Genomic DNA, 17,635 nt, shown 5'->3' on the forward strand with positions numbered 1-17,635 from the left:
TCGGGACGGTCGCCTCGTTGTGGTGGCGGCGGAGCGGAACTCCCCCCGTAACCCTTTCGAGTGATGCTCGTTGGGGTGGGTGAAGCGGTTGGCGACGAGGGCGGTCGGGGCTGGATCCCGAGCCACCGATCCTCGGGGCCGCCGCAAAGGAAACGGTACGTACAGGCGTGGAGGCTCAACGTGACGCGGATCCACTGCGGAGGCCGGCGATGACGACCGTCCTGGTCTGCGACGATTCCCCGCTGGTTCGGGAGACCCTGCGGCGGGCGGTGGCCACGGTCCCCGGCGTCGAGAGGGTGACGACGGCCACGAGTGGCGAGGAGGTACTGCGGCGCTGGGGCGCGGAGCGGTCCGACCTCGTCCTCATGGACGTGCGGATGCCCGGGCTCGGCGGCGTCGAGGCGGTACGCCGCCTCCTGGCCGGCGACCCCGGCGCACGGGTGATCATGCTGACGATGGCCGAGGACCTGGACGGGGTGGCCCTCGCGGTCGCCGCCGGGGCTCGGGGATATCTGCACAAGGACGCGTCGCGCGCGGAACTGCGCGCGACCGTCTCCCAGGCGCTCGCCGACCCGACGTGGCGGCTGGCGCCGCGGCGGTTGCGCTCGCCCGACATGGGCGTGGCGCCGACCCTGACGGCACGTGAGATCCAGGTGCTCGAGGGCATGAGCCACGGGCGCAGCAACGCCGAGATCGGGCGCGAGCTGTTCCTGTCGGAGGACACGGTCAAGACCCACGCCCGACGCCTGTTCAAGAAGCTGGGCGCGTCCGACCGGGCGCACGCGGTCGCGCTGGGATTTCGGTGGGGACTCGTGCGATGACGAACGTCCGCGAGGACCTCCCCGACCGCGAGGGCCCGGGGGTTCGTCCGGGCGACCACGGTCGGTGGGGACTTGTGCGATGAGGCGGGTGCCGACGGCCCCCGACGGGCGAGGGCCCGTGCGGTGAATGCCGTTGCCCGGGGGGCCGGATGAGTCCCCCGGGTCGGCATGGCCGTGATTCGGTCGCCGATCCCTGCATACTGAATGGCATGGGTGGGACCCCCGAGCGAATGCCGGACGAGTCGTACGAAGCACACGCGCACGCCGACGACGGCATGCGTGCCGTCGTGGTCCGCGCGGTCCAGGGGGATGTGCAGGCGACCGACGAACTGCTCGCCTACGTCCGACCACTGGTGTTGCGCTACTGCCGGGCCCGGCTCGGCCGGGTCTCCGGCGCCGAGCACGCGGCCGACGACGCCGCGCAGGAGGTGTGCCTGGCGGTGCTCTCCGCGCTGCCGCGATATCGCGACGAGGGGCGCCCGTTCGAGGCGTTCGTGTTCGGTATCGCGGCACACAAGGTGGTCGACGTGCAGCGTGCCGCGATGCGCGGCGCGGTGCCCACCTGCGATCTGCCCGAGGCGGTGGACGACCACCCCGGGCCCGAGGACCAGGTGGTGCGGCGCAGCGACGCCGCGCACGCGCGCGCCCTGCTCGGCAGGCTGCCCGACAACCTGCGCGAGCTGCTCGTGTTGCGGGTCGCGGTCGGGTTGTCCGCCGAGGAGACCGGGCGGGCGATGGGCATGTCGCCCGGTGCGGTGCGGGTCGCCCAACATCGCGCGTTGACCCGCCTTCGGGCGTTGGCGGGCGAGGAGAAGACCGCGTGAGCGGCGGTGGTGTGCGGTTCGGCGGCCGATCCGGCACCGCCGACCTGGGTCTGCTGCGCCAGGACGACGAGCTCGTGGAGCAGCTGCGCCGGCGGCGCCCGCTGCCCGTCCAGGACCGGATCGTCGGCTTGTTCGACGCGCTGCTCGCCGAGGTGGACGGCACCGCCGCGAACCGCCGTCGGGTGGTGCCGGACCGGTGCTGAGGCCGGTGCCGATTCCGGCCGGGAATGGTCGGGGCCGGGTGTGCCGTTGTGCTCACCGTCGGCAAGCGGGCTCGAAGCACCGCGCGGGGCCAGTAGCATGAACCCTCAACCCACCCATCCGCTTGCCGAGAGCGCGTTCTCGTCCTACCCGGCTACCCGGGGACCCCGTTCCTCGCGGGGCCGGCGGAGCGGTCCATCGGAATACCTTCGGAAGGTGTCATGAGTCTCACGGCCGACGGCGTACCCGAGAAGTTCGCGATGCTCGGGCTGACGTACGACGATGTCCTGCTGCTGCCGGGCGCGTCCGACGTCGTGCCGAGCGAGGTGGACACCTCCGCCCGGGTCACCCGCAACATCCGCGTCCGCATCCCGCTGCTCTCGTCGGCGATGGACACCGTCACCGAGGCGCGGATGGCGATCGCCATGGCCCGCCAGGGCGGCGTCGGTGTGCTGCACCGCAACCTGTCGGTGGAGGACCAGGCCGCGCAGGCGGACACGGTCAAGCGGTCCGAGGCCGGCATGGTGCTCGACCCGATCACCATCGGCGCCGACGCCACGCTGCAGGAAGTCGACGCGCTGTGCGCGCGGTTCCGGATCAGCGGCGTCCCGGTCACCGACGACAAGGGCCGACTGCTCGGCATCGTCACCAACCGCGACCTGCGCTTCGAGGTCGACCACTCGCGCCGCGTGCGCGACATCATGACCCCGATGCCGCTGGTCACCGGCAAGGTCGGCACCACCGGCGACCAGGCGATGGAGCTGCTGCGCCGGCACAAGGTGGAGAAGCTGCCGCTGATCGACGACGCCGGCAAGCTGCACGGCCTGATCACGGTCAAGGACTTCGTCAAGAGCGAGCAGTATCCGCACGCGACCAAGGACGCCGACGGCCGGCTCGTGGTCGGCGCCGCGATCGGCACCGGCGACGACAGCTACCTCCGCGCCCAGGCGCTGGTCGAGGCCGGCGTCGACTTCATCGTGGTGGACAGCGCGCACGGCCACCAGCGCAACGTGCTGGAGATGATCGCCAAGGTCAAGGCGAACACCAAGGTCGACGTCATCGGCGGCAACGTGGCCACCCGCGACGGCGCCCAGGCGCTGATCGACGCGGGCGTGGACGGCGTCAAGGTCGGCGTGGGCCCCGGCTCGATCTGCACCACCCGGGTGATCGCCGGCGTCGGCGCGCCCCAGGTCACCGCGATCTACGAGGCGGCGCAGGCGGCGCGGGCGGCGGGCGTGCCGGTGATCGGCGACGGTGGCCTGCAGTACTCCGGCGACATCGCCAAGGCGATCGCGGCGGGCGCGGACACGGTGATGCTGGGCAGCCTGCTCGCGGGTTGCGAGGAGAGCCCCGGCGACCTGATCTTCATCAACGGCAAGCAGTTCAAGTCCTACCGGGGCATGGGCTCGCTCGGCGCGATGCAGTCGCGCGGCCAGGCCAAGTCCTTCTCCAAGGACCGCTACTTCCAGGACGACGTGCTCTCCGAGGACAAGCTCGTCCCCGAGGGCATCGAGGGCCAGGTGCCCTACCGGGGTCCGCTGTCCGCCGTCGCGCACCAGCTGATCGGCGGCCTGCGCGCGTCGATGGGCTACGCCGGCGCCGCGACCGTGGCCGAGCTCCAGGACAAGGGCCGCTTCGTGCGGATCACCTCGGCCGGGCTCAAGGAGTCGCACCCGCACGACATCCACATGACGCAGGAAGCGCCGAACTACCACTCGCGCTAGCGGGCGCCGTGGTATCCGTACTACACCGAGGGGCCCCGTCCGTACGCCGGGCGGGGCCCCTCGCCTGCGTACTCGCCCCGTACCCTGGGATACGGGGATTTTCCCAGCCACCGATTCCAGCAGGAGAGGCGCAACGTGACTGAGGTCGAAATCGGCCGGGGCAAGCGTGGCCGGCGTGCCTATCACTTCGACGACGTCGCCATCGTCCCCAGCCGGCGGACCCGGGACCCCGAAGAGGTCTCGATCGCGTGGCAGATCGACGCGTACCGGTTCGAACTGCCGTTCCTGACCGCGCCGATGGACAGCGTGGTGTCGCCGCAGACCGCGATCGAGGTGGGCCGGATGGGCGGCCTCGGCGTGCTCAACCTCGAAGGGTTGTGGACCCGCTACGAGGACCCGACGCCGCTGATCGAGGAGATCGGCGCGCTCGACGAGGACGCGGCGACCCGGCGGATGCAGGAGATCTACGCCGAGCCGATCAAGGAGGAGCTGATCGGCGCGCGGATCAAGCAGATCCGCGACTCGGGCGTGGTCACCGCCGCGGCGTTGTCGCCGCAGCGCACCGCGCAATACCACAAGGCCGTGATCGACGCCGGTGTCGACGTGTTCGTCATCCGCGGCACCACCGTCTCGGCGGAGCACGTGTCCGGTCGGGCCGAACCGCTGAACCTCAAGCAGTTCATCTACGACCTCGACGTGCCGGTGATCGTCGGCGGGTGTGCGACCTACCAGGGCGCGCTGCACCTGATGCGGGCGGGCGCGGCCGGCGTCCTGGTCGGCTTCGGCGGCGGCGCGGCGCACACCACGCGCGGTGTGCTCGGCGTCGCGGTGCCGATGGCGACCGCGGTGGCCGACGTGGCCGAGGCGCGGCGGGACTACCTCGACGAGTCGGGCGGTCGCTACGTGCACGTGGTCGCCGACGGCAGCGTGGGCCGCAGCGGCGACATCGCCAAGGCGGTGGCGTGCGGCGCGGACGCGGTGATGATCGGCTCGGCGCTGGCCCGGGCGAGCGACGCCCCCGGCGCCGGCCACCACTGGGGTTCGGAGGCGCACCACCCCGAACTGCCGCGCGGCCGGCGGATGAACCTGGGCGCGGTGGGCACCCTGGAGGAGATCCTGCTCGGCCCCTCGCACGTGTCCGACGGTTCGATGAACCTGTTCGGCGCGCTGCGTCGGGCGATGGCCACCACGGGCTACTCGGAGCTGAAGAAGTTCCAGCAGGTCGAGGTCACGGTCTCGCCCGCGCACTGACCCGAATCCCCGTCCGGCCCCGAACACCCTCGGTGTTCGGGGCCGTTCGTCGTTTCCGGGTGGTTCGAGGGTGGCTCGCGGGCGGCGGGCGGGCACCTCGTCCGCGGGGTGCGCGGGTCGTGCGGCGCATGTGGGGTCCGGGCGGCGGGGCAATGGGTACACGCAGGAGGGGCGCGTCGTCGCCGTCCGTGTGGTCCCTTGCGTGATGATCGAGGTCGGAGGTGGCGGATGCGGACCACGGCGTTGGGGCCCGCGGAGCGCGCGCGGGCGCTGCGGCGGATGGCCGAGCGCGAACTGGACATCGTCGTGGTGGGCGGCGGTGTGGTCGGCGCGGGCACCGCCCTGGACGCGGTCACCCGGGGTCTGTCGGTGGGTCTGGTGGAGGCGCGCGACTGGGCGTCGGGCACCTCCAGCCGCTCCAGCAAGTTGATCCACGGCGGGCTGCGCTACCTGGAGATGCTGGACTTCGCGCTGGTGCGCGAGGCGCTGCGCGAGCGTGGATTGCTGCTGCGCACGCTGGCGCCGCACCTGGTCAAGCCGGTGCCGTTCCTGTACCCGCTGCGCCACCGGGGTTGGGAGCGGCCCTACGTCACTGCCGGGGTGACGCTCTACGACACGATGGCGGTGTCGGCCGGCCGGGATCCGGGGCTGCCCCGCCATCGGCAGCTGACGCGGCGTCAGGCGCTGCGCCTGGCACCGGCGTTGCGCAAGGACGCGCTGGTGGGCGCGGTGCAGTACCACGACGCGCAGGTGGACGACGCGCGGTACACGATGACCCTGGTGCGCACCGCGGCCGGCTACGGCGCGCACGTGGCCTCGCGGGCGGCGGTGACCGGCTTCCTGCGCGAGGGCGAGCGGGTGGTCGGGGTGCACGTGCGCGACATGGAGACCGGCGCGACGTACGACGTCCGGGCCGGGCAGGTGGTCAACGCGACCGGGGTGTGGACGGACGAGACCCAGGCCATGGTCGGCGAGCGCGGGCAGTTCCACGTGCGCGCCTCCAAGGGCATCCACCTGGTGGTGCCCAGGGACCGGATCCACTCCTCGACCGGGCTGATCCTGCGCACCGAGAAGAGCGTGCTGTTCGTGATCCCGTGGGGTCGGCACTGGATCGTGGGCACCACCGACACCCGCTGGGATCTGGACAAGGTGCATCCCGCGGCGAGTCGGGCGGACATCGAGTATCTGCTCGATCACGTCAACGAGGTGCTCGCGGTGCCGCTCACCCGCGAGGACGTCGAGGGGGTGTACGCGGGCCTGCGTCCGCTGCTCGCGGGCGAGTCGGACGCCACCTCGCGGTTGTCCCGCGAGCACACCGTGGCGCACCCGGTGCCGGGCTTGGTGGTGGTGGCGGGCGGCAAGTACACGACGTATCGGGTGATGGCCGCGGACGCGGTGGACGCCGCGGTGCACGGCCTGGATCGCAAGGTGCCGCCGAGTTGCACCGCGACGGTGCCGCTGGTGGGCGCGGAGGGGTATCGGGCGCTGTGGAACGCGCGGACCTCGACGGCGGCGCGCACCGGCCTGCACGTGGCCCGGGTGGAGCACCTGTTGAACCGGTACGGGTCGCTGATCGAGGAGCCGCTGGCGCTGATCGCGGCGGAGCCGGAGTTGGCGTATCCGCTGGACGGCGCGGACGACTATCTGGCCGCCGAGGTGGTGTACGCCTGCACCCACGAGGGCGCGTTGCACCTGGGCGACGTGCTGGATCGCCGGACCCGGGTGTCGATCGAGACGTTCGACCGGGGCGCGCGGGCGGCCCGGGCCTGCGGCGCGTTGATGGCGCGGGTGCTGGGATGGGAGGAGGAGCGGTCGCGGCGGGAGGTGGACTACTACCTGAAACGGATCGAGGCGGAACGGTCCTCGCAGGAGCAGATGGACGACCACACGGCGGACGCGGTGCGGCTCGGGGCGGAGGACATCGTCTCCGGTCGAGGCCCGGCGGCGGCACCCGATCCCGGCGGTTGATCCGCAGTGCCGTGGGCACCTTCCCGGGCGTTGTCACGTTCCATCGATAGGCCGGTCAGGTGTCGTCGGCGAGGTTCGTCCGCGAACCGGTGGACCCCGCGCGCCGCCGGACAGGAGTATGGGAAGGCAACCACCCGATCGCGCGGCGGGACCGCGGCTGCATGGGGAGCGAGAGACTTGACCGACCCGGAGGAGCCCGAGCGTCTGCTGGCGGGGCGATACCGCCTGGGTGATCAACTGGGCCGGGGCGGGATGGGCACCGTGTGGCGGGCGGTGGACACCATGTTGGATCGCGACGTGGCGGTCAAGGAGATGCGGCTTCCCCGCTACGAGGACGACGACGAGCGCGGCACGCTGAGCGCGCGGATGTTGCGCGAGGCGCGGGCGGCGGCCCGGATCGACCACCCGAACGTGGTGACCATCTTCGACGTCGCCGAGCAGGACGAGCGGCCCTGGATCGTGATGGAACTGGTCCGCGGGCTCTCCCTGGCCCAGGAGTTGGACAAGGAGGGGCCGATCCCGCCCGAGCAGGTCGCCGAATTGGGCCTGCGCCTGCTCGCCGCGCTGGAGGCCGCGCACGAGGTCGGCGTGCTGCACCGCGACGTCAAGCCCGCCAACGTGCTCTTGGCCCGCAACGGCCGGGTGGTGCTCACCGACTTCGGGGTCGCCTCGGTCGAGGACAGCGCCACGCTCACCCAGGCCGGCGCGATGGTCGGCTCACCCGAATACCTGGCGCCGGAGCAGATCGCGGGCGAGCCGCCCGGGCCGCCCGCCGACCTGTGGTCGCTCGGCGCGACGCTGTTCGAGGCGGTCGAGGGCCGACCGGCGTTTCGCCGCAACACGCACGCGGCCACCCTCGCCGCCGTGGCCGCGGGCCGCTTCCCGGAGATCTTCCTGGCCGGCCCGCTGACCCCGGTGCTGAAGGCGCTGCTGGTCAAGGACCCGGCCAGGCGGGGCTCGGTGACCGAGGTGCGCGAGTTGCTCCTGGAGATCGTCGAGCGAATGCCGACCGCGACCGGCGGATCGACCTCCGAGCGTTTCGTGCCGGACCGGACCCGGCCCGGCGCGGTGCGGCGGCACGGTGTGCGGGTGACCGGCCATCCGCACACCCCGTTGCGCCCCGGCACGCCGCGTCCGCCGGGCACGCCGCGTCCGCCGGCCCGGGCGGGCGCGGGCACCCGGGGCGGTGCCCGGGGGAGCCTGGACGAGACCTTCACCAACGTGCGCCTGCCCCGCGAGGGCGGCGCGTTCCGGGCCCGCTACCGGCGCTGGCCGCGCTGGTGGTTCCGGCACTGGACGACCATCCTGACCTCGGTCGGCATCGCCACCGCCGCCGGCGCGCGCTGGCTGGCCGCGTTCGGCAGCTGGACCGGGATGTACACGATCGTGCTGCTCGCGCTCGCGCTGAGCGTGTGGCTGGTGTTGCCGCACCGGCGGATCTCCCGGTCGGTGCCGATCGCGATGCTGCTCGGGGTGATCGCCGGCGGCGCGCTGGAGGTGGCGAAGATCAATCCGAACCCGATCATCGTCGGCGCGCTGATCGGCGGTTGCCTGGTGGTCGGCCCGCTCGTGGACAACAAGGTGATACCGCGACTGCGCCGGCGGCGCCGCACCGATCTTGGCTTCGCGCTGCCCGTGCCGGAGGGCTGGACCTGTACGGACAGCCAGAGCGGGCTGACGGTGACCGACCCGGACCGGCTGATCTCGGTCACCGTCACCGTCGACCGGGGCATCGTGATGGCCCCCGAGGAGTCGGTCGCGCACCGCGAGCACGGCAGCGTCGGCGGGCGGGAGCGGCTGGACGGCGAGGACTACGAGCGGCTGCTCCTGCAGGCCATCGACTACCGGGGCCACGAGGCCGCGGAGTGGGAGTACGTCTGGCGCGGTCAGGACCTGACCACGTACCACGGCAAGGACCTGGTCGTGCGTACCACGTCCGGCCTGCGCTACTGGCTGACCGTGCGTGGTCGCGACGACCTGTGGGGCACGGCCGGCGCCTATTACGAGCACGCCCGCCGTCACCTGTCGATCGCAGGCTGACCGGGCCCGGAAGACGATCCGGTCGGGGTGGCGATGAGTGGGCGCGTACTCGCGGGGCGGTACCTGTTGACGGAGGTGCTGGGGCAGGGCGGCATGGGGGTGGTGTGGCGGGCCCACGACCCGAAGATCGGGCGGGACGTGGCGATCAAGGAGTTGCGGCTGCCCGACTGGCTCGACGCCGACGAGGTGGCCCGGCGCTCGGCGCGGATGCGGCGCGAGGTGCGGGCCGCGGGACGGGTGCGGCACCCGAACGTGGTCACCGTGTTCGACATCGTGGTCGAGGACGGCCGGCCGTGGATCGTGATGCAGCTGCTGCCGGGCCGGCCGCTCACCGCGCTGATCGCCGAGGGCGCGATGGCGCCGGAGCGGGTGGCGCGGATCGGCGCGCGCATGCTCGCGGGGCTGGCCGCCGTGCACCGGGTCCGCATCGAGCACCGGGACGTGAAGCCCGCCAACGTGATCGTGGACGAGGACGACGGTGTGGTGCTCACCGACTTCGGCATCGCGACGCACCCGGACGCGCCCGCGGTCACCGAGACCGGCGCGACCGCGGGGACCCCGGAGTACATGGCGCCGGAGCGGGCGGGCGGTCGGCCGTCCGGGGCGCCGGCCGACCTGTGGTCGCTGGGTGTGACGTTGTACGAGATGGTCGAGGGATTCTCGCCGTTCCGCCGGGACAATCCGCTGGCCACGCTGCAGGCGGTGGCGCTGGGCAGGTGCCCGCCGCCCACGCACGCCGGGCCGCTGGCCGAGGCGGTGCTCGGGCTGCTCACGCCGGATCCGGCCGCGCGGATGACGGCGGCGGACGCGGCCCCGCTGCTGGCCGCGGCGAGCGCGGGAGGAGCGGGGGAGCGGCGCGGGCCCGGCACGCCCGTCGCGCGCCCCCACCTCGTCTCCGCCGACGCACCCGCTCACCCCGACCCGGCCCCGTCCGCGACCTCCCTCCCCGGCATCGAGCCGGCGCCGACACCCGACCCACCGGGCCCGCGCACACCCCCGGAACCGGCCGCCCCACTCGCGCCCGCCGCCCCGGCGGGGCCGCCCGCGCCGCCGACGCCTCCCGGACCGCCCGTCGCGCCGGCCCCGCCCGGGTCGCCCACTCCCGCCGCGTCGCCCTCGGGCTCGGGGCGGCCCGCGTTCGCCTGGGCGTCGCGGCGGGTGCCGGTCGTGGTGGGCGCGGTGGTGGGGGTGGTGCTTGCGGTGGCCGGGATGGTCGTCGGAGTGCTGGTGGAGCGGGCCGATCGTCGGGGCGCGGCCTCGGCGGCCGCTTCCGGGCCGCCGGGGGCCGACGTGCGGGCGAGTGGTGCCGTCGTCGTCCCGAGTGACGGCCCCGGCCCGGTCGATCCGGCGGGCGGGTTTCGGCGGGTGACCACGCGCGGCGCGTTCACCGTGCTCGTGCCCGCCGACTGGACCGTGCGCGACGCGGCCGGCGAGCGGGTCTACTACCGGTCGACCGACGACCGGTACCGCCTCGGGGTGCGTCCCGACGCGTCCGACGCGCACGGCGATCCGTGCGGCGAATTGACCGTACAGGCATCCAAGGGCCTGGGACCGGGCAGCTTCATCGGAAACGGTACGGACTACCACCTGATCCGCCTCATCTGTACGACCGTGCACCGACAGGTCGCCGGGCTCTGGGAGTTCACCTGGAACGACCGGGGCACGGTGCGCCGCTCGATCAACATGCGCTTCGTCGAGGACGGCCGGACCTGGGACTTCTGGGTCTCCGGCCCCGACGGCGGCGCGGCGCTGGTGCGTTCGGCGTTCGAAGCGGCGCGGGAGAGTTTCACGCCGGGCGGCTGAGCCCGGCCCGGAGCGGAACCTTCGGCACCCGCCGAACGTCCTATACGTGACGCCAAAGACGCGCCGACGGGGCGGATCGGGTGGTGTCCACGGTCTTGGGGAGGACCACGTGGCACACGACAGCGGCTCGCACGGCCGCCTGGTGGATGGGCGCTATCGCCTGGGCGAGCCGCTCGGTCGAGGTGGCATGGGCACGGTGTGGCTCGCCTTCGACGAGCTGCTGCGCCGCGACGTCGCGGTCAAGGAGGTCCGGATCCCGGACGACCTGGACGAGATGGAGACCCAGGGCCGCTGCGAGCGGGCGCTGCGCGAGGCCCGCGCGGCGGCCCGGATCACCCACCCCAACGTGGTCACCATCTTCGACGTCGCCGAGGACGACGGGCGCCCGTGGATCGTGATGGAGCTGGTCCGCGCGCCCTCGCTCACCGACGTGCTCGACGAGGGCCGGATGGCCCCGCACGAGGCGGCCGAGGTCGGCCTGGCGGTGCTCGCCGCGCTGCGCGCCGCCCGCGCGGCCGACGTCCTGCACCGCGACGTGAAGCCCAGCAACATCCTGATGGCGCCCGGTGGTCGGATCGTGCTGACCGACTTCGGCATCGCCACCGTGGCCGGCTCCGTCACCCTCACCGCGACCGGGGTGCTGGTCGGCTCGCCCGAATACCTGGCGCCGGAGCGGGTGCTCGGGCGTCGGCCCGGCCCGGCCTCCGACCTGTGGTCGCTCGGGGTGACCCTGTACCAGGCGGTGGAGGGGTTCTCGCCGTTTCGCCGGTCGGGCGCGATGGACACGCTCAGCGCGGTGCTCACCGACGAGCCCGCGCCGCCGCGGCAGTCCGGCGCGTTGTGGCCGGCCATCGAGGCGCTGCTGCGCAAGGACCCGTCGGAGCGGGCCGACGAGGACACCACCGAACGGCTCCTGACCGCCGCGCTGGTCGGTGTCGAACCGCTTCCCGAGGACCCGTGGAACGCGGCCGGCCCGATCCCGCCGGGCACCGCGACCGTCGAGGACCCGGGCGGCGTCCGCGGCGCCACCCGCTCGTCCTGGCAGCCGGCCCCGCCGCCGACCCCGCAGACCCCGTCGACGCCGGTGCCGACGCCGCAGCCCGGACCGGAGCCGGACTGGCGGCAGCAGCCGCCGACCGCCGCCGCGCCGCCGTTCGGCGCGGTCGGTTCCGCGGATCCGGAAGGCCCCGGCGGCGGCTACCCGGCGACCGGCGCGCACGCCTGGTCGCCCACCGACGCGGTGCACGGCTCGGCCACCGCCGACGACCGGGTCAACCCGGTGCTGATCGGCCCGGCCGGCGGCCCGTCGGCCGCGGCCGACGCCGCGACGAAGAAGAAGCGCCGCAAGGCCGTCGTCTTCGGCACCATGGTCGCCGCCGCGGTGGCCGCGCTGGCGATCTTCGTGCCGAACGCACTGGGCGGGCAGGGCGGAGGCGGCGACGGCGGCTCGGGCAACGAGAAGGTCGCCAACACGCAGCCCGCCGGCTCGGGCGCCGCGAACTCGCCGGGAAGCGGAACCCGCAACGACATGCTGCACACCACCGGCTCCTCCACCGGCTCCGGGAACAACGACAGCGGCACCTCGGGCAGCGGCAGCCAGGGGTCCGGGTCGACCCGCACCTCGCGGCCGACCAACACGGAGACGTGGACCACCCGCCCGCCCACGACGCGCCCGCCCACCACGAGGCCGCCGACCACGAGCAAGCCGCCGACGACCACCACGACCACCGCCACCACCCGCCCGCCGGTCACCGACCCGCCATCGGCCGGCAGCGCGGGCAAGTCGACCTGATCGGGTTCGCTCCCGCCCGATCGAGCACCGGCCACGGGTCGCCCGGGGCCGGGAAACCCCACGTCACGGCCGTGACGGGGACCGTCGGCGTGCCCGCCGGCGGGGTGCGAGAGGCGGGCCCGGAACGGTCCGGTCGGCGGATCCGCTCGCCGAACCCCGGGGCGTCGCATCTAATGTGGCGGGTTGCAGACCGAAGATGGCCGGCGCTACAGCCGGCCGATGCGGGGAGGGTACGTGGCACAGACCGGGGGCACGCGCGGTCGGGTGGTCGGCGGGCGTTACCGGTTGGGCACCATGCTCGGCCGAGGCGGCATGGGCACGGTATGGCGTGCCGTGGACGAGATGCTGCACCGCGACGTCGCGATCAAGGAGCTGCGGCTGCCCGACCACCTCGACGACGAGGAGAAGGAGCTGGCCCGCGAGCGCACGATGCGCGAGGCCCGCACTGCGGCCCGGATCGGGCATCCGAACGTGGTCACCATCCACGACGTGGTCGAGGACGGCGGCATCCCGTGGATCGTGATGGAGCTGGTCGAGGCCCAGTCGCTCGCCGAGATCCTGGAGACGCAGGGCACGCTGACCCCGGCCGACGCCGCCGAACTGGGCCTGAAGGTGCTCGACGCGCTGATCGCCGCCGATCAAAAGGGTGTGCTGCACCGCGACGTCAAACCCGCGAACATCCTGGTCACCCCGCACGGGCGGGTGGTGCTGACCGACTTCGGGATCGCCACCGCGACCGGCACCGCGACGCTCACCACCACCGGCATGCTGGTCGGGTCGCCGGACTTCCTGTCGCCGGAGCGGGCCGAGGGCAAACGCCCGCTGCTCGCCGCCGACCTGTGGTCGCTCGCCGTGGTGCTGTACATGGCGGTCGAGGGACGCAACCCGTTCCGCCGGGGCACCATGATCAGCACGCTGAACGCGATCCTGAACGACGAGGCCGACCCGCCCCGGCACGCGGGCGGCCTCGAACCGGTGATCGCGGGCTGGCTGGTCAAGGACGTCGACCTGCGGATGGGCGTCGAGGACGGCGCCCGGATCCTGCACGAGGTGGCGAACTCGACACCGTCGCGGCAGTACGGCGCGGTCCCGCCGCCGCCGACCCCGGTCGCCGACCCCGGCGCGCCGACCACCCCGGCCCAGCCGTACGACCCGCACGGGCGCGCGCAGGCCGGTCCCGACACGGGCGCGACCGGACACCCGGGCGGCAACACGCCGCCGAACTCCTGGCCGCAACCGGCGTATTCGCCCGCCGAGGCGTCGCCGACCCGCACGGGCGTACCCTCGCCACCGCCGCACATCCCGCACACCCCCGCACCGCCGCATCAGCCGACCCCCGAGCCGCGCCGCCGCGGCCGGATCGTCGCGGTCGTGGCGCTCGTGGTCGCGCTGATCGCGGGCGGCGCCGCGGTGGGGTTCCTGGTCACCCGGGACGACGACAAGGGCGACAAGGCGGCCCCGAACCCGACCACATCCGGGCAGGGCACGCAGCCGCAGACCCCGCCGCCGGCGACCGCCGTTCCTCCCACCACGCCGCCGTCCGCCTCCGCGCCGAACGGGTCCGTCCCGCCCGCCGGCTACGAACTGGTCAAGGACCCGCTGGGGTTCTCGCTGTTCATGCCCAAGGGCGCCAGGACCCGTACGGTCTTCGGCGTCAACAAGGACCAGATCAAGTACGTGACCGCGGATCGGAAGACCGCCTATCTGATCGGCGCGACGCCGGTCGGCCACGACCCCTTGGGCAACTTCGAGCAGGTCGTCGAGGCGACCGCGAAGACGAAGCCCGCCTACAAGCGGCTCCAACTCCGGGACTACACCCCGCTTCCGCCGGGAGCGCGCAAGGCCGCAATGTGGGAGTACACCTTCGACGGCGACCCGATCAACGGTGACGGCTCGGGCAATCGGGTGCCCAGCCACGTGATGAATCTGGGTGTCGTGACCACCGGCAACGTGGACTACGCGCTGTACGTGGCGTCGTACCAGAGCGACTGGGAACCGCTCTCGCGGGAGCGCTTCGACAAGATGACGGAGTCCTTCCAGGGCAAGTGACGCGCGAGTCCGAGTCCGTCCCGGGGTACGGTCCGAGGGAGCCCAGCCACCCCCGGAGGTACACCAGTGAGCACGCAGCACCCCCAAGACGTCGCGACCGTCGACGTGATCGTCCTCGGCCTCGGTGTCGGCGGCGAGGCCGTCGCCGGCAACCTCGCCTCCGCCGGGCTGGACGTGGTGGGCATCGAGGACGGTCTCGTCGGCGGCGAGTGTCCGTACTGGGGCTGCATCCCGTCGAAGGCGATGGTGTACGCGGCGGCCCGCGCCCGGACCGAGAAGCACCCCGACTGGGCGCCGCTCGCCGCGCGGGTCCGCGAGTTGACCGCCGACTGGGACGACACGGCGGCCGTGGACCGGCTGGTCGACAAGGGCATGACCTTCGTACGCGGCGCCGGCCGGATCACCGGCGTGGACACCGTCGAGGTGCCCGGCCCCGACGGGGTGCGGCTCTTCCGGGCCCGGCACGCGATCGTGGTCGGCACCGGCACCAAGGCGTTCGTCCCGCCGATCGAGGGCCTGGCGGGCACCCCGCTGTGGACCAACCGCGAGGCGATCGAGGCCGCCGAGGCGCCGGCTTCGCTCGCGGTGCTCGGCGGCGGCGCGATCGGCCTCGAACTCGCCCAGGTGTTCACCCGGTTCGGCACCCGGGTGACGATCGTGGAGAACGGCGAGCGGGTGTTGGCCGTCGAGGAACCGGAATCCTCCGACCTGGCCGCGTGGGCGCTGGGCGAGGACGGCGTCGAGATCCACCTGGGCGCGCGGGCCGAGCGGGTCGCGCACGACGGCAAGACGTTCACCGTCGAACTCTCCGACGGGCGCTCGATCGAGGCGGAGAAGCTGCTGGTGGCCACCGGCCGCCGGGTGGACCTGCCGGGCCTGGGCGCCGAGGCGCTGGGCGTCGACCCGCACGCGCACGCGCTGCCGGTGGACGGGCAGTTGCGGGTGCAGCCCGGCGGCGCGGCCCCCGCGGTCTGGGCGGTCGGCGACGTGACCGGGCAGGGCGCGTTCACCCACGTGGCGATGTACCAGTCGGCCATCGTGACCAAGGCGGTCCTGCACGCGGCCGGTCGGGGCACCGCCGGACCCGACGCGGACCACAGCGCGCTGCCGCGGGTGACGTTCGTCGACCCGGAGATCGGCGCGGTCGGCCTGACCGAGCACCAGGCCCGAGCCGCCGGGCTCTCCGTGCGGATCGGCCACGCGGACCTGGCCGCCTCCTCGCGCGGACACATCACCGGCGCGCGCGGCTTCGTGAAGGTGATCGAGGACGTCGACCGGGGCGTGCTGGTCGGCGCGACCACCGCCGGCCCGGCCGGCGGCGAGATCCTGGGCGCGCTCGTGGTGGCCGTGCGCGCGGCGGTCCCGGTGGCCACGCTGCGGGACATGATGTACGCGTATCCCACGTATCACCGCACCATCGAGTCGGCGCTGGCCGACCTCGACACGCACTGAGTCGGGCCCGGGAACGGCGCGTGGGCGGGTCGGGTCCGTCCGCGCGCCGGACGGTTCTTGTTACCCGAAAGTAGCGCTGTCTAGGCTGGTGCCATGACGGACATCGCAGCGCCCGCAGCAGCCTCCATCGTCGTGCCCCACCTGCCCGCCGAGCGACTGGTGCGGCGCGTGGTGACCGGCACCGTGCCGACGAAGGTGACGACCCGTAGTCCGTTCGACGGGTCGCCGATCGCCGAACTCCCCGAGTCCACCCCGGAGAACGTCACCTCGGCCTTCGCCCGCGCGCGGCTCGCGCAGACCGCGTGGGCGAAGCGTTCGGTGCGTGAGCGGGCCGCGGTGTTCCTGCGCTTTCACGACCGGGTGCTGGAGCGGCAGTCGGAGATCCTGGACATCGTCCAGACCGAGACCGGCAAGGCGCGCAAGCACGCCTTCGAGGAGGTCCTGGACGTCGCGCTGTGCTCGCGGCACTACGGCCGGCGGGCGGCGGGCTACCTGCGCGAGCGCCGCCGGGCCGGTGCGCTGCCGGTGCTCACCAAGGCGATCGAGGTCCGCCACCCCAAGGGAGTGGTCGGCCTGGTGTCGCCGTGGAACTACCCGTTGGCGCTGTCCATCGGCGACGCGATCCCGGCGTTCATCGCGGGCAACGCGGTGGTGATGAAGCCCGACACGCAGACCGCGCTGACCGCGCTGTGGGCCCAGGACGTGCTGATCGACTGCGGCCTGCCCGAGGACCTGTGGCAGATCGTGCTCGGTGACGGCCCGGTGGTCGGCACGGCGGTGGTGGAGGGCGCGGACTACGTCGGGTTCACCGGCTCCACCCGCACCGGGCGCGAGGTGGCCCGGCGGGCGGCCGAGCGACTGGTCGGCGCGTCGCTGGAGCTGGGCGGCAAGAACGCGATGATCGTGCTGCCGGACGCGGACCTGGACCGGGCCGCCGAGGGCGCGGTGCGCGCCTGCTTCTCCTCCGCCGGCCAGTTGTGCGTCTCGATCGAGCGGATGTATGTGCACGAGGACGTGCACGACGCGTTCGTGGACCGGTTCCTGGGCCGGATCCAGGCGATGCGCCTCGCGGCCGGATACGGGTGGGACACCGACATGGGCTCGCTGGTCTCGCGCCGGCAGCTGGACGCGGTCACCCGGCACGTGGACGAGGCCCGGGCGGCGGGCGCACGGGTGCTGGTCGGCGGCAAGGCCCGGCCGGACCTGGGCCCGCTGTTCTACGAGCCGACGGTGCTCGCCGACGTCACCCCCGAGATGGCGGTGTGCGCGGAGGAGACGTTCGGCCCGGTGGTGTCGGTGTACCGCTACACCGAGGAGGAAGAGGTCGTCACCCGCGCCAACGAGACCGCGTACGGCCTCAACGCGAGCGTGTGGACGCGCGACACCCGGCACGGCGGCGCGCTCGCGCGCCGGTTGCACGCGGGCACGGTGAACGTCAACGAGGGCTACGCGGCCGCGTACGGCAGCGCGGGCGCGCCGATGGGCGGCATGGGCGACTCGGGCCTGGGTCGGCGGCACGGCGCGGAGGGGATCATGAAGTTCACCGAGGCGCAGACCGTGGCCACCCAGCGCCTCCTCCCGATCGCCGCCCCGTTCGGCATGACCGACGAGCAGTGGGCCCGCTCGCTGACGTTGTCCCTGCGCGTCATGAAGACCCTGCGCGTGCGCTGACCGCGCACGTGCGGCCGGTGTCCACGGCCGTCGCACGCC

At 73.6% G+C, this 17,635-nt stretch carries 12 protein-coding genes; all 12 read left to right on the plus strand.

Annotation, left to right across the window (positions count from 1 at the left end; all coding sequences use genetic code 11):
* Positions 1-209: 209 nt before the first annotated feature.
* The 12 genes from ACFRCG_RS43735 (at position 210) to ACFRCG_RS43790 (ending at position 17,596) form a co-directional block, all read left to right on the plus strand.
* Positions 210-821 (plus strand): response regulator transcription factor, encoded by a 612-nt coding sequence (locus ACFRCG_RS43735; RefSeq protein ID WP_020549179.1) that lies wholly within the window; start codon positions 210-212, stop codon positions 819-821.
* 230 nt (positions 822-1,051) lie between these two features.
* Positions 1,052-1,645, plus strand: coding sequence for an RNA polymerase sigma factor ShbA (shbA, locus tag ACFRCG_RS43740; RefSeq protein ID WP_078979276.1), 594 nt, complete (start codon positions 1,052-1,054; stop codon positions 1,643-1,645).
* On the plus strand, positions 1,642-1,848 hold the full coding sequence (locus ACFRCG_RS43745) for a hypothetical protein (RefSeq protein ID WP_078975690.1): 207 nt from the start codon (positions 1,642-1,644) through the stop codon (positions 1,846-1,848). The genes shbA and ACFRCG_RS43745 overlap by 4 nt, the downstream gene beginning before the upstream one ends.
* 219 nt (positions 1,849-2,067) lie before the next feature.
* On the plus strand, positions 2,068-3,570 hold the full coding sequence (gene guaB, locus ACFRCG_RS43750; RefSeq protein ID WP_380042229.1) for an IMP dehydrogenase: 1,503 nt from the start codon (positions 2,068-2,070) through the stop codon (positions 3,568-3,570).
* A 135-nt stretch (positions 3,571-3,705) separates the two neighbouring features.
* The gene (locus ACFRCG_RS43755; RefSeq protein ID WP_078975688.1) at positions 3,706-4,821 is read left to right on the plus strand and encodes a GuaB3 family IMP dehydrogenase-related protein; all 1,116 of its coding nucleotides are present in this window, start codon (positions 3,706-3,708) and stop codon (positions 4,819-4,821) included.
* Positions 4,822-5,049: 228 nt separating this feature from the next.
* A complete protein-coding gene (locus ACFRCG_RS43760; RefSeq protein WP_380042230.1) occupies positions 5,050-6,789 on the plus strand; it encodes a glycerol-3-phosphate dehydrogenase/oxidase in 1,740 nt (579 codons plus the stop codon).
* Positions 6,790-6,966: 177 nt separating this feature from the next.
* Positions 6,967-8,829 carry a serine/threonine-protein kinase gene (locus tag ACFRCG_RS43765; RefSeq protein ID WP_380042231.1) on the plus strand — a complete coding sequence of 621 codons (1,863 nt, stop codon included), beginning with the start codon at positions 6,967-6,969 and terminating at the stop codon, positions 8,827-8,829.
* A gap of 33 nt (positions 8,830-8,862) precedes the next feature.
* The gene (locus ACFRCG_RS43770) at positions 8,863-10,632 is read left to right on the plus strand and encodes a serine/threonine-protein kinase (protein WP_380042232.1); all 1,770 of its coding nucleotides are present in this window, start codon (positions 8,863-8,865) and stop codon (positions 10,630-10,632) included.
* A 109-nt stretch (positions 10,633-10,741) separates the two neighbouring features.
* Complete coding sequence (locus ACFRCG_RS43775) at positions 10,742-12,424, plus strand: serine/threonine-protein kinase (RefSeq protein WP_380042233.1); 1,683 nt, start codon at positions 10,742-10,744, stop codon at positions 12,422-12,424.
* 234 nt (positions 12,425-12,658) lie between these two features.
* On the plus strand, positions 12,659-14,473 hold the full coding sequence (locus tag ACFRCG_RS43780; protein ID WP_380042234.1) for a protein kinase: 1,815 nt from the start codon (positions 12,659-12,661) through the stop codon (positions 14,471-14,473).
* A 66-nt stretch (positions 14,474-14,539) separates the two neighbouring features.
* Complete coding sequence (locus tag ACFRCG_RS43785) at positions 14,540-15,925, plus strand: dihydrolipoyl dehydrogenase family protein (protein ID WP_380042235.1); 1,386 nt, start codon at positions 14,540-14,542, stop codon at positions 15,923-15,925.
* 93 nt (positions 15,926-16,018) lie between these two features.
* A complete protein-coding gene (locus ACFRCG_RS43790; RefSeq protein ID WP_380042236.1) occupies positions 16,019-17,596 on the plus strand; it encodes a succinic semialdehyde dehydrogenase in 1,578 nt (525 codons plus the stop codon).
* Positions 17,597-17,635: the final 39 nt, after the last annotated feature.

Source organism: Embleya sp. NPDC056575, from assembly GCF_042793325.1.
GTDB lineage: Bacteria > Actinomycetota > Actinomycetes > Streptomycetales > Streptomycetaceae > Embleya.

What these genes read in the sequence shown, in the direction of transcription:
- ACFRCG_RS43735 (WP_020549179.1), top strand. Translation starts at nt 210, where the DNA reads ATGACGACCGTCCTGGTCTGCGACGATTCCCCGCTGGTTCGGGAGACC.
- shbA (WP_078979276.1), top strand. Translation starts at nt 1,052, where the DNA reads ATGCCGGACGAGTCGTACGAAGCACACGCGCACGCCGACGACGGCATG.
- guaB (WP_380042229.1), top strand. Translation starts at nt 2,068, where the DNA reads ATGAGTCTCACGGCCGACGGCGTACCCGAGAAGTTCGCGATGCTCGGG.
- ACFRCG_RS43760 (WP_380042230.1), top strand. Translation starts at nt 5,050, where the DNA reads ATGCGGACCACGGCGTTGGGGCCCGCGGAGCGCGCGCGGGCGCTGCGG.
- ACFRCG_RS43770 (WP_380042232.1), top strand. Translation starts at nt 8,863, where the DNA reads ATGAGTGGGCGCGTACTCGCGGGGCGGTACCTGTTGACGGAGGTGCTG.
- ACFRCG_RS43790 (WP_380042236.1), top strand. Translation starts at nt 16,019, where the DNA reads ATGACGGACATCGCAGCGCCCGCAGCAGCCTCCATCGTCGTGCCCCAC.